Source organism: Bordetella muralis (assembly GCF_054781015.1).
In genome coordinates, this window is the sequence record NZ_BAAGVF010000001.1 from 1 (window position 1) to 13478 (window position 13478).

Consider the following 13478-nt stretch of genomic DNA (forward strand, 5'->3'; position numbering starts at 1 on the left):
CTTCGCTATCCGTGAAGGCGGCCGTACCGTCGGCGCCGGCGTCGTCGCCAAGATCATCGCCTAAGGCGACCCCCCACCAGCGAAGGCAGTATCCTCTGAACTGCCTTCGCTTTTCGTTCTTTAGGAAACACCATGAAAAACCAGAAGATCCGCATCCGCTTGAAAGCCTTTGATTACAAGCTGATCGATCAGTCTGCCGCCGAGATCGTCGACACCGCCAAGCGCACTGGCGCCGTGGTTCGTGGTCCGGTGCCCCTGCCCACGCGTATCCGTCGTTACGATGTGCTGCGTTCGCCTCACGTGAACAAGTCGTCGCGCGATCAGTTCGAAATCCGTACTCATCAGCGCTTGATGGACATCGTGGATCCCACCGACAAGACCGTGGACGCTTTGATGCGCCTGGATCTGCCGGCTGGTGTCGACGTGGAAATCGCACTGCAATAAGCTGTCTGGCCCGATCGGGCCTCTGCCAGGTCTGTCAACTGCCTGGCATTGAAAATGGCCACATTCCCCGGGAGTGTGGCTTTTTTCTTTTGGGCGTCGCCCGCCGGCTGAGGTGTATCCGGCAAATTTTGTGTTGCATATACGCGGCAGCCGGCCTCCTCACTGCACAGCGGTCTACGCCTAACTACTTGTGCTGTCAGGAAAAATCATGCTAATATGCCAAGCTTGCCATTTTGTGGCAACAGCAACCCTGGCCGCATGCTAGTGCAGTAGCAATAGCGCAGTAGTAAAGCAAGCGGTTTTGGTTACTTGGCCCTGTAGGGTGAAAGCCTTTACCTTTCGCCTGATTAGCCCCGACCAATCGCAGTCGGGAATGGAGAAAACAATGTCGAATTCGACGCCCACGCCCGCCGCGCATCGGCTGGGTCTGGTGGGTCGCAAGGTCGGCATGACCCGCATTTTTACCGAGGAAGGTGAATCCATCCCGGTGACTGTGCTGGACGTGTCGAACAACCGTGTGACCCAGATCAAGTCTCTGGAAGCTGACGGCTACGCCGCAGTCCAAGTGGCTTATGGCACCCGTCGTGCCTCGCGTGTTGCCCAGCCTCAAACTGGTCACTACGCCAAAGCTGGCACCGAAGCCGGCAGCATCCTGAAAGAGTTCCGTCTGGATCCGGCCCGTCTGGCCGAGTTCACGCCGGGCGCCGTCATCGCTGTTGAATCGGTTTTCGAAGCCGGCCAGCAAGTCGATGTCACGGGTACCACCATCGGTAAGGGTTTCGCCGGTACGATCAAGCGCCACCACTTCGGTTCGCAGCGCGCGTCGCACGGTAACTCCCGTTCGCACCGTGTTCCGGGCTCGATCGGTCAGGCACAAGATCCGGGCCGTATTTTCCCGGGTAAGCGCATGTCTGGTCACTTGGGTGATGTTACCCGTACCGTTCAAAACCTCGACGTCGTGCGTGTTGACGCCGAACGCGGTCTGCTGTTGGTCAAGGGCGCTGTCCCCGGTCACGCTGGCGGCGATGTCGTCGTGCGTCCGGCCATCAAGGCGCCGGCCAAGAAGGGGGCGTAAGCAACATGGATCTCAAGCTCCTGAATGACCAAGGTGAAGCCGCGACGTTTAGCGCGCCTGACACCATTTTCGGTCGCGACTTCAACGAAGCGCTGGTTCACCAAGTGGTCGTGGCCTACCAGGCCAACGCCCGCAGCGGCAACCGTGCTCAGAAAGACCGTGCCGAAGTCAAGCACACCACCAAAAAGCCCTGGCGTCAAAAGGGTACCGGCCGCGCTCGCGCTGGTATGACCTCGTCGCCGTTGTGGCGTGGGGGTGGTCGCACCTTCCCGAATTCGCCTGAAGAAAACTTCAGCCAAAAAGTCAACAAGAAGATGTATCGCGCGGGTATCCGTTCGATCCTGTCCCAGTTGGCTCGCGAAGACCGCATCGCTGTTGTCGACACGTTCGACCTCGAATCCCCCAAGACCAAGGTTGCAGTGTCCAAGCTGAAGACCCTGGGTCTGGATTCGGTGTTGATCATCACGGACAACGTTGATGAAAATGTTTATCTCGCCACCCGCAACCTGCCGCATGTTGCCGTGGTCGAGCCCCGTTATGCCGATCCGTTGTCGCTGATCCACTACAAGAAAGTGCTGATCACCAAGCCGGCCATCGCTCAACTCGAGGAGATGCTGGGATGAACGCCGAACGCTTGATGCAAGTCATCTTGGCTCCGGTGGTGACCGAAAAGGCCACCTTCGTCGCCGAAAAAAATCAGCAAGTCGCTTTCCGTGTTGTGGCTGACGCTACCAAGCCGGAAATCAAGGCTGCCGTCGAACTGCTGTTCAAAGTGCAGGTCGAGTCCGTGCAGGTCCTCAACCGTAAGGGCAAAGTCAAGCGCTTTGGCCGTTTCATGGGCCGTCGTCGCACCGAGCGCAAGGCTTATGTTGCGCTCAAAGAAGGCCAGGAAATCGACTTTGCGGAGGTGAAGTAAATGGCCCTCGTCAAAGTAAAACCGACCTCGGCAGGCCGCCGTGGCATGGTGAAGGTTGTCAGCCCGAACCTGCACAAAGGCGCGCCGCACGCTGCGCTGCTCGAAAAGAAGACCCGTGGTTCCGGCCGTAACAACAACGGTCACATCACGATTCGTCATCGTGGTGGTGGTCACAAGCAGCACTACCGTATCGTCGACTTCCGTCGCAACAAAGATGGCATTCCGGCCAAGGTCGAACGCCTCGAGTACGATCCCAACCGTACGGCGCACATTGCTTTGCTGTGCTACGCCGACGGCGAGCGTCGCTACATCATTGCGCCGCGCGGTCTGGAAGTGGGTGCCACGCTGGTTTCGGGTATCGAAGCCCCGATCCGTGCTGGTAACACGCTGCCCATCCGTAACATCCCCGTGGGTACCACGATCCACTGCATCGAAATGATCCCCGGCAAGGGCGCCCAAATGGCGCGTTCGGCTGGCGCATCGGCGGTGTTGCTGGCCCGTGAAGGCACCTACGCTCAAGTGCGTCTGCGTTCGGGCGAAGTCCGTCGCGTTCACATTGAGTGCCGTGCCACCATCGGTGAAGTCGGTAACGAAGAACACAGCCTGCGCCAAATCGGCAAGGCCGGTGCAATGCGTTGGCGCGGTGTGCGTCCGACGGTTCGTGGTGTTGCCATGAACCCGGTCGATCACCCGCACGGTGGCGGCGAAGGCCGTACCGGTGAAGCACGCGAACCGGTCAGCCCGTGGGGCACGCCCTCGAAGGGTTTCAAGACCCGTCGCAACAAGCGGACGAACAATATGATCGTCCAACGGCGCAAGCGCAAGTAAGAGGCGAACACTATGTCACGTTCGATCAAGAAAGGCCCGTTTGTCGACGCCCACCTCATCAACAAGGTGGACAAGGCTGTCGCGGGCAAAGACAAGAAGCCGATCAAGACCTGGTCGCGCCGTTCCACGATCCTGCCCGAGTTCATCGGTCTCACGATCGCGGTGCACAACGGTCGCCAGCACGTTCCCGTTTATATCAACGAGAACATGGTCGGTCACAAGCTCGGCGAGTTCGCGCTGACCCGTACGTTCAAGGGCCACGCAGCGGACAAGAAGGCGAAGAGGTAAGCGATGGAAACTACTGCCATTATCCGTGGGGTTCACATCTCGGCCCAGAAAACCCGTCTGGTTGCGGACTTGATCCGCGGCAAGTCGGTTGCTCAGGCGCTGAATATCCTCACCTTTTCCCCCAAGAAAGCCGCTGGCATCCTGAAAAAGGCTGTCGAGTCCGCTATCGCCAATGCCGAACACAACGACGGCGCTGATATCGACGAATTGAAAGTCACCACGATTTTCGTCGACAAGGCGCAATCGATGAAGCGTTTCTCGGCTCGTGCCAAGGGCCGCGGCAACCGCATCGAGAAGCAGACCTGCCATATCACGGTCAAGGTCGGAGCCTAAGGAGTCACGATGGGTCAGAAAATTCACCCCACTGGGTTCCGTCTCGCGGTCACCCGTAATTGGTCTTCGCGTTGGTTCGCAGACGACAAAGCTTTCGGCACGATGTTGGCCGAAGACATCCGCGTCCGCGAATACCTGAAGAAAAAGCTCAAGAGCGCTTCTGTTGGTCGCGTCATCATCGAGCGTCCCGCCAAGAATGCACGCATCACTGTTTACTCGGCCCGTCCGGGTGTGGTGATCGGCAAGCGCGGCGAAGACATCGAAAACTTGAAGGCGGATCTGCAGCGTTTGATGGGCGTGCCTGTGCACGTCAACATCGAGGAAATCCGCAAGCCGGAAACCGACGCTCAATTGATCGCTGATTCGATCTCGCAACAGCTCGAAAAGCGCATCATGTTCCGCCGTGCCATGAAGCGTGCCATGCAAAACGCCATGCGTTTGGGCGCCCAAGGCATCAAGATCATGAGCTCGGGCCGTCTGAACGGTATCGAAATCGCTCGCACCGAGTGGTACCGCGAAGGCCGTGTGCCGCTGCACACGCTGAAAGCCAATATCGACTATGGCACTTCTGAGGCCCACACCACCTACGGTGTGATCGGCATCAAGGTCTGGGTCTATAAGGGCGACATGCTGGCCAACGGCGAATTGCCGCCGGAAACCGCAGCCCCGCGTGAAGAAGAGCGCCGTCCGCGTCGCGCGCCGCGTGGCGATCGTCCTGGTGGCGATCGTCCGGGTCGTCCGGGTGGTCGTGGCCGTGGTCCCCGCAAGGCGGATGCGGCTCCGGCTCCTGAAGGAGAATAACCATGCTGCAACCCTCTCGCAGAAAATATCGCAAAGAGCAGAAGGGCCGCAACACCGGTCTGGCCACGCGCGGCACGCATGTGTCGTTCGGCGAGTTCGGTCTGAAGGCCACCGGCCGTGGCCGTCTGACCGCCCGTCAGATCGAAGCCGCTCGTCGTGCTATCAACCGTCACATCAAGCGTGGCGGCCGTATCTGGATTCGTATTTTCCCGGATAAGCCGATCTCGCAAAAGCCTGCCGAAGTCCGGATGGGTAATGGTAAAGGTAACCCGGAGTACTGGGTCGCCGAGATCCAACCCGGCAAGGTGCTCTACGAAATGGAAGGGGTCAGCGAAGAGCTGGCGCGCGAGGCGTTCCGCCTGGCCGCTGCCAAGCTGCCGATCTCGACCACGTTCGTCGCGCGTCATATCGGTGCTTAAGGAGTACACAATGAAAGCTAGCGAACTCCGTTCGAAAGACGCCGCCGAGCTCACCACCGAGCTCGAGAGCCTGCTGAAGGCACAATTCGGTCTGCGTATGCAGAAAGCCACGCAGCAGCTTGGCAATACCACCCAGCTGCGCAATGTACGTCGCGACATCGCTCGCGTTCGTACCTTGCTGACCGAGAAGGCAGGGAAATAATCATGAGCGAAACTCAAACCACTCAAGTCGCCAAGCGCCAGCGTACGCTGGTCGGCAAGGTCGTCAGCAACAAGATGGACAAGACGGTCGTCGTTCTGGTCGAACGCCGCGTCAAGCACCCCATCTATGGCAAGATCGTCATGCGCTCTGCTAAATACAAAGCACACGACGAGTCGAACCAGTACAACGAAGGCGACACCGTCGAAATCGCTGAAGGTCGTCCGATCTCCCGCTCGAAGTCCTGGAGCGTGGTGCGCTTGATCGAAGCAGTCCGCATCATCTAATGATGCAAACCGGGTAGGTAGGCTACAGGGGTTGCCCGGTTGCCTGCCTTCTTGGAAAAAAGCGGTGAGGATGCGATCCGTCCTTGCCGCTTTTTTACTGGTGTGGCCGTATTGCACACTTTTTACACAAAAGGCTTGCATCCCATCATGGGGCAGGCTAGAATTACAGACTTTCCCGAGTTGCCTGTACCGGCGATGTGCTACAGCCCGATGGCTGAGGTAGGCCGATAAGGGTACCGGGGAAAGTATCCGCAGGATTTCAACCCAGGGTCGCTGCAGTGTTTTGAAGATGTCTTCAAGGCGTTCGGCGGACCTGACGGGACCAAAACTGGCAGGAATCGCGCTATCCCCTGGTCGGGAAATCGTAATTCCAGTTAAGTTGGAACAGGAAAAATCATGATCCAAATGCAGACCACGCTGGACGTGGCCGACAACACCGGTGCGCGCGCTGTTATGTGCATCAAGGTGCTCGGTGGCTCCAAGCGCCGTTATGCCGGTATCGGCGACATCATCAAGGTGAGCGTCAAAGATGCGGCTCCGCGCGGGCGCGTCAAAAAAGGCGAAATTTACAACGCCGTGGTGGTTCGTACCGCCAAGGGTGTGCGCCGCAAAGACGGTTCGCTGATCCGCTTCGGTGGCAATGCCGCCGTGTTGCTCAATGCCAAGCTGGAGCCCATCGGCACCCGCATCTTCGGACCCGTTACGCGCGAATTGCGTACCGAGCGTTTCATGAAGATCGTGTCGTTGGCCCCCGAAGTGCTGTAAGGAGCCCACGATGAACAACATCCGTAAAGGCGACGAAGTCATCGTCCTGACCGGCCGCGACAGAAAGCGTCGTGGCACCGTGCTGGCTCGCGTTGATGCCGACCACGTCCTGGTCGAAGGCGTTAACGTCGTCAAAAAGCACGTCAAGGCCAATCCCATGGCCAACAACCCTGGCGGTATCGTCGAAAAGACCTTGCCGATCCATATTTCCAACGTGGCGCTGTTCAACCCGGCCACCGGCAAGGGCGATCGCGTCGGCGTGAAAGAAGTCGACGGCCGCAAGGTCCGCGTGTTCCGTTCCAATGGTGCCGTTGTCGGCGCCAAGGCGTAAGGGGCGACAGACATGTCTCGTTTGCAAGAACTCTACAAGAGCAAAGTTGCTCCTGACCTGAAAGAAAAGTTTGGCTACAAGAGCCAAATGGAAGTGCCGCGCATCACCAAGGTCACCCTGAACATGGGTGTCTCGGAAGCCGTCGCCGACAAAAAGGTCATCGAGCACGCTGTTGCTGACCTCACGAAGATCGCCGGCCAAAAGCCCGTCATCACCAAGACCCGTAAGGCTATCGCTGGTTTCAAGATCCGCGAAAACTACCCGATCGGTTGCATGGTGACGTTGCGTGGCCAGCGCATGTACGAATTCCTGGATCGCCTGGTGGCGGTTGCGTTGCCTCGCGTGCGCGACTTCCGCGGTATTTCCGGTCGTGCATTCGACGGTCGCGGCAATTACAACATCGGGGTGAAAGAGCAAATCATTTTCCCCGAAATCGAGTACGACAAGATCGACGCGTTGCGTGGGCTGAACATCAGCATCACCACCACCGCCAAGACCGACGATGAAGCCAAGGCACTGTTGACCGCCTTCAGCTTCCCGTTCCGTAACTAAGGGGCTGATGACGTGGCTAAACTTTCCCTCATCAATCGCGATATCAAGCGCGCCAAGCTGGCTGACAAGTTCGCCGCTCGCCGTGTCGAATTGAAAGCGATCATCGACGATCAGTCGAAGACCGACGAAGAACGTTACCAAGCTCGGCTGAAGCTGCAACAACTGCCGCGCAATGCCAACCCGACTCGCCAGCGTAACCGCTGCGTGGTCACGGGTCGTCCGCGTGGTGTCTTCCGCAAGTTTGGGCTGACTCGCCACAAACTGCGTGAAATGGCGATGAAGGGTGAAATCCCCGGCATCACCAAGGCCAGCTGGTAGGAGAAAAAACATGAGCATGAGCGATCCCATCGCCGATATGCTGACTCGCATTCGCAATGCGCAGCAAGTTGACAAAGTTACGGTGAGCATGCCCTCCTCGAAGCTGAAGGCGGCTATTGCCGCTGTGCTGCAGGATGAAGGCTACATCGACAGCTTTGAAGTCAAAGGCACGCAGGCTAAGCCTGAGTTGGAAATCACCCTGAAGTACTACGCTGGCCGTCCGGTTATCGAGCGCATCGAACGCGTTTCGCGCCCCGGTCTGCGTATCTACAAGGGCCGTAGCAGCATTCCTCAGGTCATGAACGGCCTGGGCGTGGCCATCGTTTCGACCTCGCGCGGCGTTATGACCGACCGCAAGGCCCGTGCAAACGGCGTCGGCGGCGAAGTCCTGTGCTACGTGGCCTAAGGAGAAATTCTAATGTCACGTATCGCTAAATATCCGGTAGAACTGCCCAAGGGTGTTGAAGCCAACATCCAACAGGATCAGATCACCGTCAAGGGCCCGTTGGGCACCTTGAGCCAAGAGCTGACCGGTCATGTCACGATTGCACAAGACAACGGCAAGCTGACGTTCGTCGCCGCTGACGACTCGCGCCACGCTGGCGCCATGTCGGGCACCGTGCGCGCTCTGGTCGCCAACATGGTGACCGGTGTGAGCAAGGGCTTTGAGCGCAAGCTGAACCTGGTGGGTGTGGGTTATCGTGCCCAGATCCAAGGCGACGCTGTCAAGCTGCAGCTGGGCTTCTCGCACGACGTCGTGCACAAGCTGCCCGCCGGCATCAAGGCTGAGTGCCCCACCCAGACGGAAATCGTCATCAAGGGCTCCAACAAGCAAGTCGTCGGTCAAGTGGCCGCTGAAATCCGCGCTTATCGCGAACCTGAACCCTACAAGGGCAAGGGCGTGCGCTATGCGGACGAACGCGTCGTCATTAAAGAAACCAAGAAGAAATAACGGCGCACGCAAGGACGAATCATGGACAAAAAAGTTTCCCGTTTGCGTCGTGCGGTTCCTACCCGCCGGAAGATCACCGAGTTGCGCGTTCACCGCCTCTCGATTTTCCGCTCGAACCTGCACATTTACGCCAACATCATTTCGCCGGAAGGCGATCGCGTGCTGGTCAGCGCTTCGACGCTGGAACCCGAAGTGCGTGCGCAACTGGCCGGCCAAACCGGTCAGGGCGGCAATACTGCCGCTGCCACGCTGGTGGGCAAGCGCGTAGCCGAAAAGGCAAAGGCTGCCGGTATCGAACTGGTCGCTTTCGATCGCTCGGGCTTTCGTTACCATGGCCGCGTGAAAGCGCTGGCCGATGCCGCGCGTGAAGCCGGTCTGAAGTTCTAAGCGAGGATTTGTCAAATGGCTAAAGTACAAGGCAAAGGCGCCGCGGAAAAAGAGAACGACGACGGCCTGCGCGAAAAGATGATCGCGGTCAACCGCGTCAGCAAGGTGGTCAAGGGTGGTCGCACCATGAGCTTCGCCGCGCTGACCGTGGTGGGTGATGGCGATGGCCGTATCGGCATGGGCAAGGGCAAGGCGCGTGAAGTGCCGGTGTCCGTTCAGAAAGCCATGGAACAGGCCCGTCGCGGCATGTTCAAGGTTGCGCTGAAGAACGGCACGCTGCATCACACCGTCGTGGGCAAGCATGGTGCTTCCACCGTGCTGATTTCCCCGGCAGCCGAAGGTACCGGCGTGATCGCCGGTGGCCCGATGCGCGCTATCTTCGAAGTGATGGGTGTGCGTAACGTTGTTGCCAAGAGCCTCGGCTCGAGCAATCCCTACAACATGGTCCGTGCCACGCTGAATGGGCTGCGCGCTTCCCTGACTCCGTCGGAAGTCGCTGCCAAGCGCGGCAAGACCGTCGAAGAGATCCTGGGGTAAATCATGTCTCAGAAGCAGATCAAAGTTACCCTCGTGCGCTCGGTCATCGGCACCAAGCAATCCCACCGCGACACCGTTCGTGGCCTGGGTCTGCGCCGCCTGAACAGCAGCAGCATTCTGGTCGACACGCCCGAGGTGCGCGGGATGATCCGTAAAGTGGATTATCTCGTCTCCGTCTCGGAAGCCTAAGGAATCACGATGTCGGATATTCAACTCAATTCGCTGAAGCCCGCTGAGGGCGCCAAGCACGCCAAGCGCCGCGTTGGCCGTGGTATCGGTTCGGGTCTGGGTAAAACCGCCGGCCGTGGCCACAAAGGTCAAAAATCGCGTTCGGGCGGCTTCCACAAAGTCGGCTTCGAAGGCGGTCAAATGCCGCTGCAGCGTCGTCTGCCCAAGCGTGGTTTCACGCCCCTGGGTCAGCACCTGTACGCCGAAGTCCGCTTGTCGGAACTGCAAGCCCTGCCCATCGACGAAATCGATGTGCAAGCACTGAAGGCTGCTGGAGTCGTGGGCCAACAAGTCCGCTACGCCAAGGTCATCAAGTCGGGTGAACTCTCGCGCAAAGTGACGCTCAAGGGCATCACCGCGACGGCTGGCGCTCGCGCCGCCATCGAAGCCGCGGGCGGCTCGCTTGCTTGATTGCGAGGTAATACGTGGCTAACGCACAGGCACTGGGCAAAACCGGACCGAAGTACGGCGATTTGAAACGCCGTCTCGTGTTCCTGGTCCTGGCCTTGGTGGTTTACCGGCTGGGGACTCACATCCCCGTGCCGGGTATTAATCCGGACGCACTGGCGGACCTGTTCCGCCAGAACCAGGGCGGTATCCTGGGCCTGTTCAACATGTTCTCGGGCGGCGCGTTGTCGCGCTTTTCGATCTTCGCCTTGGGGATCATGCCGTACATCTCTGCATCGATCATCATGCAGTTGATGTCTGTCGTGGTTCCGTCGCTGGAAGCCCTCAAAAAAGAGGGCGAGGCCGGCCGCCGCAAGATCACCCAATACACTCGCTATGGCACGGTCGTGCTGGCGCTGGTGCAGGCGGTGGGTATTTCGGTGGCGCTGGAGTCGCAGCCTGGCCTGGTCATTGATCCAGGCATGCTGTTCCGCTTCACGACGGTCGTGACGTTGCTGACCGGCACCATGTTTGTCATGTGGCTGGGTGAGCAAATCACCGAGCGTGGTCTGGGTAACGGTATCTCGATTCTGATTTTCTCGGGTATTGTTGCCGGGCTGCCTTCGGCGCTGGCTGGATTGCTGGATCTGGTTCGTACCAACGCAATGTCGGTGGTGTCGGCCTTGTTTATCGTGGCCTTGGTGGTGTTGGTCACTGCTTTTGTGGTGTTCGTGGAACGCGGGCAACGCAAGATCACAGTGAATTACGCCAAGCGTCAGGTGGGCAACAAGATCTACGGTGGTCAAAGCTCGCACTTGCCGTTGAAGCTGAACATGGCTGGGGTGATTCCGCCGATCTTCGCATCGTCGATCATTCTGTTCCCGGCCACGATTACCAGCTGGTTCTCGACGGGTGACAGTATGCTGTGGTTGCGTGACCTGGCGGCGGCTCTGGAGCCTCGTCAACCGCTCTACATCACGTTGTACTCGGCTGCGATTATTTTCTTCTGCTTTTTCTACACGGCTTTGGTGTTTAACAGCCGCGAAACGGCAGATAACCTGAAGAAAAGTGGTGCGTTCGTGCCTGGCATCCGCCCGGGCGAGCAAACAGCGCGCTACATCGACAAGATTCTGATGCGCTTGACGCTGGTGGGTGCGCTGTATATCACCCTCGTGTGTCTGCTCCCAGAGTTCTTGGTGATGCGTTGGAATGTACCGTTTTATTTTGGTGGCACGTCCTTGTTGATCATCGTAGTGGTGACGATGGATTTCATGTCCCAGGTCCAGGCCTACATGATGTCACACCAGTATGATTCGCTCCTTAAAAAGGCGAACTTCAAGGGCTCCTCAGGTTTGCCGATGCGGTAGCAAAGAGAATGTCTAAGGACGACGTCATCCAGATGCAAGGCGAGGTTCTAGAAAACCTCCCCAACGCGACTTTTCGCGTCAAGCTCGAAAACGGCCACGTGGTGTTAGGCCATATTTCCGGCAAGATGCGTATGCATTACATCCGGATTCTGCCGGGCGACAAGGTCACTGTGGAGCTCACGCCCTATGACCTGACAAGGGCAAGAATTGTGTTCCGCTCGAAATGAGCAACCCGGATTACGGAAAATTAGGAGTCAACCATGAAAGTAATGGCATCGGTTAAGCGGATTTGCCGCAACTGCAAAGTTATTAAACGTCACGGCGTGGTGCGTGTTATCTGCACCGACCCGCGTCACAAGCAGCGTCAAGGCTAACCCTGGTTAGCGACACGCAACGGATTTATTCAAGGAACAGTCATGGCCCGTATTGCTGGCATTAACATTCCGCCGCAACAGCACGCCGAGATCGGCCTGACCGCCATTTTTGGCATCGGTCGTACGCGCGCTCGCAAGATCTGCGAAGCTGCAAATGTACCCCTTTCCAAAAAGGTCAAGGATCTGACCGACGCTGAACTGGAACGCATCCGCGAACACGTTGGTGTGTTCACGGTCGAAGGCGACCTGCGTCGCGAAGTGCAACTCTCGATCAAGCGTTTGATCGATTTGGGCACCTACCGCGGCATGCGTCATAAGCGCGGTTTGCCCGTGCGCGGCCAGCGCACTCGCACCAACGCTCGCACCCGCAAGGGACCGCGTCGTGCTGCTGCGTCCCTGAAGAAATAATCGAGGAACTAGATTATGGCGAAAGCTTCTACCAGCGGCGCCTCGCGCGTACGCAAAAAGGTCAAGAAGAACGTCTCGGACGGCATTGCGCACGTTCACGCGTCGTTCAACAACACCATCATCACCATCACCGACCGTCAGGGCAATGCCCTGTCGTGGGCGACTTCGGGTGGCGCAGGCTTCAAGGGCTCGCGTAAATCGACGCCGTTCGCCGCACAGGTGGCTGCCGAAACGGCAGGCCGCGTGGCGCTGGAATATGGCATCAAGACTCTCGAAGTGCGTATCAAGGGCCCCGGTCCTGGTCGCGAATCGTCCGTGCGTGCGCTGAATGCACTGGGCATCAAGATCTCGAGCATTGCCGATATCACGCCCGTGCCGCATAACGGCTGCCGTCCGCCGAAGCGTCGTCGTATCTAAAGGGAATCCACATGGCTCGTTATACTGGACCCAAATGCAAGCTCTCGCGCCGCGAGGGTACCGATCTGTTCCTGAAGAGCGCTCGCCGCTCGCTGGATTCCAAGTGCAAGCTGGATTCCAAGCCCGGCCAACATGGCCGCACTTCGGGTGCCCGCACCTCTGACTACGGTCTGCAGCTGCGTGAAAAGCAAAAGCTCAAGCGCATGTACGGCGTGCTGGAAAAGCAATTCCGCAAGTACTTCGCTGAAGCCGAGCGCCGTCGTGGCAACACCGGCGAAACGCTGATCCAACTGTTGGAATCGCGTCTGGACAACGTGGTATATCGCATGGGCTTTGGCTCGACGCGTGCCGAGGCTCGCCAGCTGGTCAGCCACCGCGCTATCGAAATCAACGGCCACACCGCTGACATCGCTTCGCTGATCGTCAAAGCGGGTGACGTGATCACCGTTCGCGAAAAAGCCAAGAAGCAAGGTCGTATCCGCGAAGCGCTGGATCTGGCGTCGAGCATCGGCATCCCCCAATGGGTGGAAGTCGACACGAACAAGATGGCCGGTACTTTCAAGGCGATGCCCGATCGCGCTGATGTCGCTCGCGATATCAACGAATCGATGGTCGTCGAACTGTACTCGCGTTAATCATGGCCAGCGCGGCAGTCATGTTGCGCTGTTTGCCTTGATCGTCGATGGCAAGTCCCGCAGCAACCCGCTTGGCGTGAAATTCACGCAAGCGGGTTTTGCGGTTGTTATAAACAGCTTTTTGCTGCTGCTTTCAAGACACGCCGGGTGATCCGACGTTGCTTGATGTTGTTGTTTCCATCAGCCTTATCGGTGTAACGAGCCGAGGGTATTGAAAAGGAATACTGTAC

General features: G+C 58.3%; 27 protein-coding genes. All 27 read left to right on the top strand.

Annotation, left to right across the window (positions count from 1 at the left end):
- The first annotated feature begins 132 nt into the window (after positions 1–132).
- The 27 genes from rpsJ to rpsD all read left to right on the top strand — a co-directional run bounded on the left by rpsJ (position 133) and on the right by rpsD (position 13248).
- A complete protein-coding gene (rpsJ, locus tag ACYVIT_RS00005) occupies positions 133–444 on the top strand; it encodes a 30S ribosomal protein S10 (RefSeq protein WP_012251770.1) in 312 nt (103 codons plus the stop codon).
- A 385-nt stretch (positions 445–829) separates the two neighbouring features.
- Positions 830–1519, top strand: coding sequence for a 50S ribosomal protein L3 (gene rplC / locus ACYVIT_RS00010; RefSeq protein ID WP_415806903.1), 690 nt, complete (start codon positions 830–832; stop codon positions 1517–1519).
- Between the two features lie 5 nt (positions 1520–1524).
- Positions 1525–2142, top strand: a complete 618-nt coding sequence (gene rplD, locus ACYVIT_RS00015; RefSeq protein WP_094823932.1) for a 50S ribosomal protein L4 — start codon at positions 1525–1527, stop codon at positions 2140–2142.
- Positions 2139–2435: a 50S ribosomal protein L23 gene (gene rplW, locus ACYVIT_RS00020; protein ID WP_094823931.1), complete on the top strand. Its 297-nt coding sequence runs from the start codon at positions 2139–2141 to the stop codon at positions 2433–2435. The genes rplD and rplW overlap by 4 nt, the downstream gene beginning before the upstream one ends.
- Entirely contained in the window at positions 2436–3263 is an 828-nt protein-coding gene (gene rplB / locus ACYVIT_RS00025) for a 50S ribosomal protein L2 (RefSeq protein ID WP_094823930.1), read from the top strand.
- 12 nt (positions 3264–3275) lie between these two features.
- Positions 3276–3551 carry a 30S ribosomal protein S19 gene (gene rpsS, locus ACYVIT_RS00030; RefSeq protein ID WP_094823929.1) on the top strand — a complete coding sequence of 92 codons (276 nt, stop codon included), beginning with the start codon at positions 3276–3278 and terminating at the stop codon, positions 3549–3551.
- Between the two features lie 3 nt (positions 3552–3554).
- Positions 3555–3884 carry a 50S ribosomal protein L22 gene (gene rplV, locus ACYVIT_RS00035; RefSeq protein WP_066124713.1) on the top strand — a complete coding sequence of 110 codons (330 nt, stop codon included), beginning with the start codon at positions 3555–3557 and terminating at the stop codon, positions 3882–3884.
- Positions 3885–3893: 9 nt separating this feature from the next.
- Positions 3894–4685 carry a 30S ribosomal protein S3 gene (rpsC, locus tag ACYVIT_RS00040; protein WP_415806904.1) on the top strand — a complete coding sequence of 264 codons (792 nt, stop codon included), beginning with the start codon at positions 3894–3896 and terminating at the stop codon, positions 4683–4685.
- Between the two features lie 2 nt (positions 4686–4687).
- Positions 4688–5104: a 50S ribosomal protein L16 gene (gene rplP / locus ACYVIT_RS00045; protein ID WP_006389610.1), complete on the top strand. Its 417-nt coding sequence runs from the start codon at positions 4688–4690 to the stop codon at positions 5102–5104.
- A gap of 10 nt (positions 5105–5114) precedes the next feature.
- Complete coding sequence (rpmC, locus tag ACYVIT_RS00050) at positions 5115–5306, top strand: 50S ribosomal protein L29 (protein ID WP_094823927.1); 192 nt, start codon at positions 5115–5117, stop codon at positions 5304–5306.
- Between the two features lie 2 nt (positions 5307–5308).
- Positions 5309–5590: a 30S ribosomal protein S17 gene (gene rpsQ, locus ACYVIT_RS00055; RefSeq protein ID WP_094823926.1), complete on the top strand. Its 282-nt coding sequence runs from the start codon at positions 5309–5311 to the stop codon at positions 5588–5590.
- Positions 5591–5986: 396 nt separating this feature from the next.
- Positions 5987–6355 carry a 50S ribosomal protein L14 gene (gene rplN, locus ACYVIT_RS00060; RefSeq protein WP_003806916.1) on the top strand — a complete coding sequence of 123 codons (369 nt, stop codon included), beginning with the start codon at positions 5987–5989 and terminating at the stop codon, positions 6353–6355.
- A gap of 10 nt (positions 6356–6365) precedes the next feature.
- Entirely contained in the window at positions 6366–6686 is a 321-nt protein-coding gene (gene rplX, locus ACYVIT_RS00065) for a 50S ribosomal protein L24 (protein ID WP_094823925.1), read from the top strand.
- A 12-nt stretch (positions 6687–6698) separates the two neighbouring features.
- The gene (gene rplE, locus ACYVIT_RS00070) at positions 6699–7238 is read left to right on the top strand and encodes a 50S ribosomal protein L5 (RefSeq protein WP_094823924.1); all 540 of its coding nucleotides are present in this window, start codon (positions 6699–6701) and stop codon (positions 7236–7238) included.
- Positions 7239–7250: 12 nt separating this feature from the next.
- Positions 7251–7556 carry a 30S ribosomal protein S14 gene (rpsN, locus tag ACYVIT_RS00075; protein ID WP_415806905.1) on the top strand — a complete coding sequence of 102 codons (306 nt, stop codon included), beginning with the start codon at positions 7251–7253 and terminating at the stop codon, positions 7554–7556.
- 10 nt (positions 7557–7566) lie between these two features.
- Positions 7567–7962, top strand: coding sequence for a 30S ribosomal protein S8 (gene rpsH / locus ACYVIT_RS00080; protein WP_415806906.1), 396 nt, complete (start codon positions 7567–7569; stop codon positions 7960–7962).
- Positions 7963–7974: 12 nt separating this feature from the next.
- Entirely contained in the window at positions 7975–8508 is a 534-nt protein-coding gene (gene rplF / locus ACYVIT_RS00085) for a 50S ribosomal protein L6 (protein ID WP_415806907.1), read from the top strand.
- Positions 8509–8529: 21 nt separating this feature from the next.
- Entirely contained in the window at positions 8530–8895 is a 366-nt protein-coding gene (gene rplR, locus ACYVIT_RS00090; protein WP_094823921.1) for a 50S ribosomal protein L18, read from the top strand.
- Between the two features lie 15 nt (positions 8896–8910).
- A complete protein-coding gene (gene rpsE, locus ACYVIT_RS00095; protein ID WP_012251752.1) occupies positions 8911–9432 on the top strand; it encodes a 30S ribosomal protein S5 in 522 nt (173 codons plus the stop codon).
- A 3-nt stretch (positions 9433–9435) separates the two neighbouring features.
- Positions 9436–9621: a 50S ribosomal protein L30 gene (gene rpmD / locus ACYVIT_RS00100; protein WP_094823920.1), complete on the top strand. Its 186-nt coding sequence runs from the start codon at positions 9436–9438 to the stop codon at positions 9619–9621.
- 9 nt (positions 9622–9630) lie between these two features.
- Complete coding sequence (gene rplO, locus ACYVIT_RS00105; RefSeq protein WP_094823919.1) at positions 9631–10071, top strand: 50S ribosomal protein L15; 441 nt, start codon at positions 9631–9633, stop codon at positions 10069–10071.
- A gap of 14 nt (positions 10072–10085) precedes the next feature.
- The gene (gene secY / locus ACYVIT_RS00110) at positions 10086–11414 is read left to right on the top strand and encodes a preprotein translocase subunit SecY (RefSeq protein ID WP_094823918.1); all 1329 of its coding nucleotides are present in this window, start codon (positions 10086–10088) and stop codon (positions 11412–11414) included.
- Between the two features lie 8 nt (positions 11415–11422).
- Positions 11423–11641 (top strand): translation initiation factor IF-1, encoded by a 219-nt coding sequence (infA, locus tag ACYVIT_RS00115; protein ID WP_003806927.1) that lies wholly within the window; start codon positions 11423–11425, stop codon positions 11639–11641.
- A 33-nt stretch (positions 11642–11674) separates the two neighbouring features.
- Positions 11675–11788 carry a 50S ribosomal protein L36 gene (gene rpmJ / locus ACYVIT_RS00120; RefSeq protein ID WP_003806928.1) on the top strand — a complete coding sequence of 38 codons (114 nt, stop codon included), beginning with the start codon at positions 11675–11677 and terminating at the stop codon, positions 11786–11788.
- Positions 11789–11830: 42 nt separating this feature from the next.
- A complete protein-coding gene (gene rpsM / locus ACYVIT_RS00125; protein WP_012251748.1) occupies positions 11831–12196 on the top strand; it encodes a 30S ribosomal protein S13 in 366 nt (121 codons plus the stop codon).
- Positions 12197–12211: 15 nt separating this feature from the next.
- A complete protein-coding gene (gene rpsK / locus ACYVIT_RS00130; RefSeq protein WP_006216516.1) occupies positions 12212–12613 on the top strand; it encodes a 30S ribosomal protein S11 in 402 nt (133 codons plus the stop codon).
- Between the two features lie 11 nt (positions 12614–12624).
- Positions 12625–13248, top strand: coding sequence for a 30S ribosomal protein S4 (gene rpsD, locus ACYVIT_RS00135; RefSeq protein WP_415806909.1), 624 nt, complete (start codon positions 12625–12627; stop codon positions 13246–13248).
- The last annotated feature ends 230 nt before the right edge of the window (positions 13249–13478 follow it).

Coding starts and splice junctions, on each gene's coding strand:
- rpmD (WP_094823920.1), top strand. CDS start 9,436: ATGTCTCAGAAGCAGATCAAAGTTACCCTCGTGCGCTCGGTCATCGGC.
- rpsJ (WP_012251770.1), top strand. CDS start 133: ATGAAAAACCAGAAGATCCGCATCCGCTTGAAAGCCTTTGATTACAAG.
- rplO (WP_094823919.1), top strand. CDS start 9,631: ATGTCGGATATTCAACTCAATTCGCTGAAGCCCGCTGAGGGCGCCAAG.
- rpmC (WP_094823927.1), top strand. CDS start 5,115: ATGAAAGCTAGCGAACTCCGTTCGAAAGACGCCGCCGAGCTCACCACC.
- rplE (WP_094823924.1), top strand. CDS start 6,699: ATGTCTCGTTTGCAAGAACTCTACAAGAGCAAAGTTGCTCCTGACCTG.
- infA (WP_003806927.1), top strand. CDS start 11,423: ATGTCTAAGGACGACGTCATCCAGATGCAAGGCGAGGTTCTAGAAAAC.
- rplV (WP_066124713.1), top strand. CDS start 3,555: ATGGAAACTACTGCCATTATCCGTGGGGTTCACATCTCGGCCCAGAAA.
- rpsQ (WP_094823926.1), top strand. CDS start 5,309: ATGAGCGAAACTCAAACCACTCAAGTCGCCAAGCGCCAGCGTACGCTG.
- rpsE (WP_012251752.1), top strand. CDS start 8,911: ATGGCTAAAGTACAAGGCAAAGGCGCCGCGGAAAAAGAGAACGACGAC.
- rplW (WP_094823931.1), top strand. CDS start 2,139: ATGAACGCCGAACGCTTGATGCAAGTCATCTTGGCTCCGGTGGTGACC.
- rpsM (WP_012251748.1), top strand. CDS start 11,831: ATGGCCCGTATTGCTGGCATTAACATTCCGCCGCAACAGCACGCCGAG.
- rplX (WP_094823925.1), top strand. CDS start 6,366: ATGAACAACATCCGTAAAGGCGACGAAGTCATCGTCCTGACCGGCCGC.
- rpmJ (WP_003806928.1), top strand. CDS start 11,675: ATGAAAGTAATGGCATCGGTTAAGCGGATTTGCCGCAACTGCAAAGTT.
- rplD (WP_094823932.1), top strand. CDS start 1,525: ATGGATCTCAAGCTCCTGAATGACCAAGGTGAAGCCGCGACGTTTAGC.
- rpsD (WP_415806909.1), top strand. CDS start 12,625: ATGGCTCGTTATACTGGACCCAAATGCAAGCTCTCGCGCCGCGAGGGT.
- rpsH (WP_415806906.1), top strand. CDS start 7,567: ATGAGCATGAGCGATCCCATCGCCGATATGCTGACTCGCATTCGCAAT.
- rplB (WP_094823930.1), top strand. CDS start 2,436: ATGGCCCTCGTCAAAGTAAAACCGACCTCGGCAGGCCGCCGTGGCATG.
- rplN (WP_003806916.1), top strand. CDS start 5,987: ATGATCCAAATGCAGACCACGCTGGACGTGGCCGACAACACCGGTGCG.
- rplP (WP_006389610.1), top strand. CDS start 4,688: ATGCTGCAACCCTCTCGCAGAAAATATCGCAAAGAGCAGAAGGGCCGC.
- rpsC (WP_415806904.1), top strand. CDS start 3,894: ATGGGTCAGAAAATTCACCCCACTGGGTTCCGTCTCGCGGTCACCCGT.
- rpsS (WP_094823929.1), top strand. CDS start 3,276: ATGTCACGTTCGATCAAGAAAGGCCCGTTTGTCGACGCCCACCTCATC.
- rplC (WP_415806903.1), top strand. CDS start 830: ATGTCGAATTCGACGCCCACGCCCGCCGCGCATCGGCTGGGTCTGGTG.
- rplR (WP_094823921.1), top strand. CDS start 8,530: ATGGACAAAAAAGTTTCCCGTTTGCGTCGTGCGGTTCCTACCCGCCGG.
- rpsK (WP_006216516.1), top strand. CDS start 12,212: ATGGCGAAAGCTTCTACCAGCGGCGCCTCGCGCGTACGCAAAAAGGTC.
- rplF (WP_415806907.1), top strand. CDS start 7,975: ATGTCACGTATCGCTAAATATCCGGTAGAACTGCCCAAGGGTGTTGAA.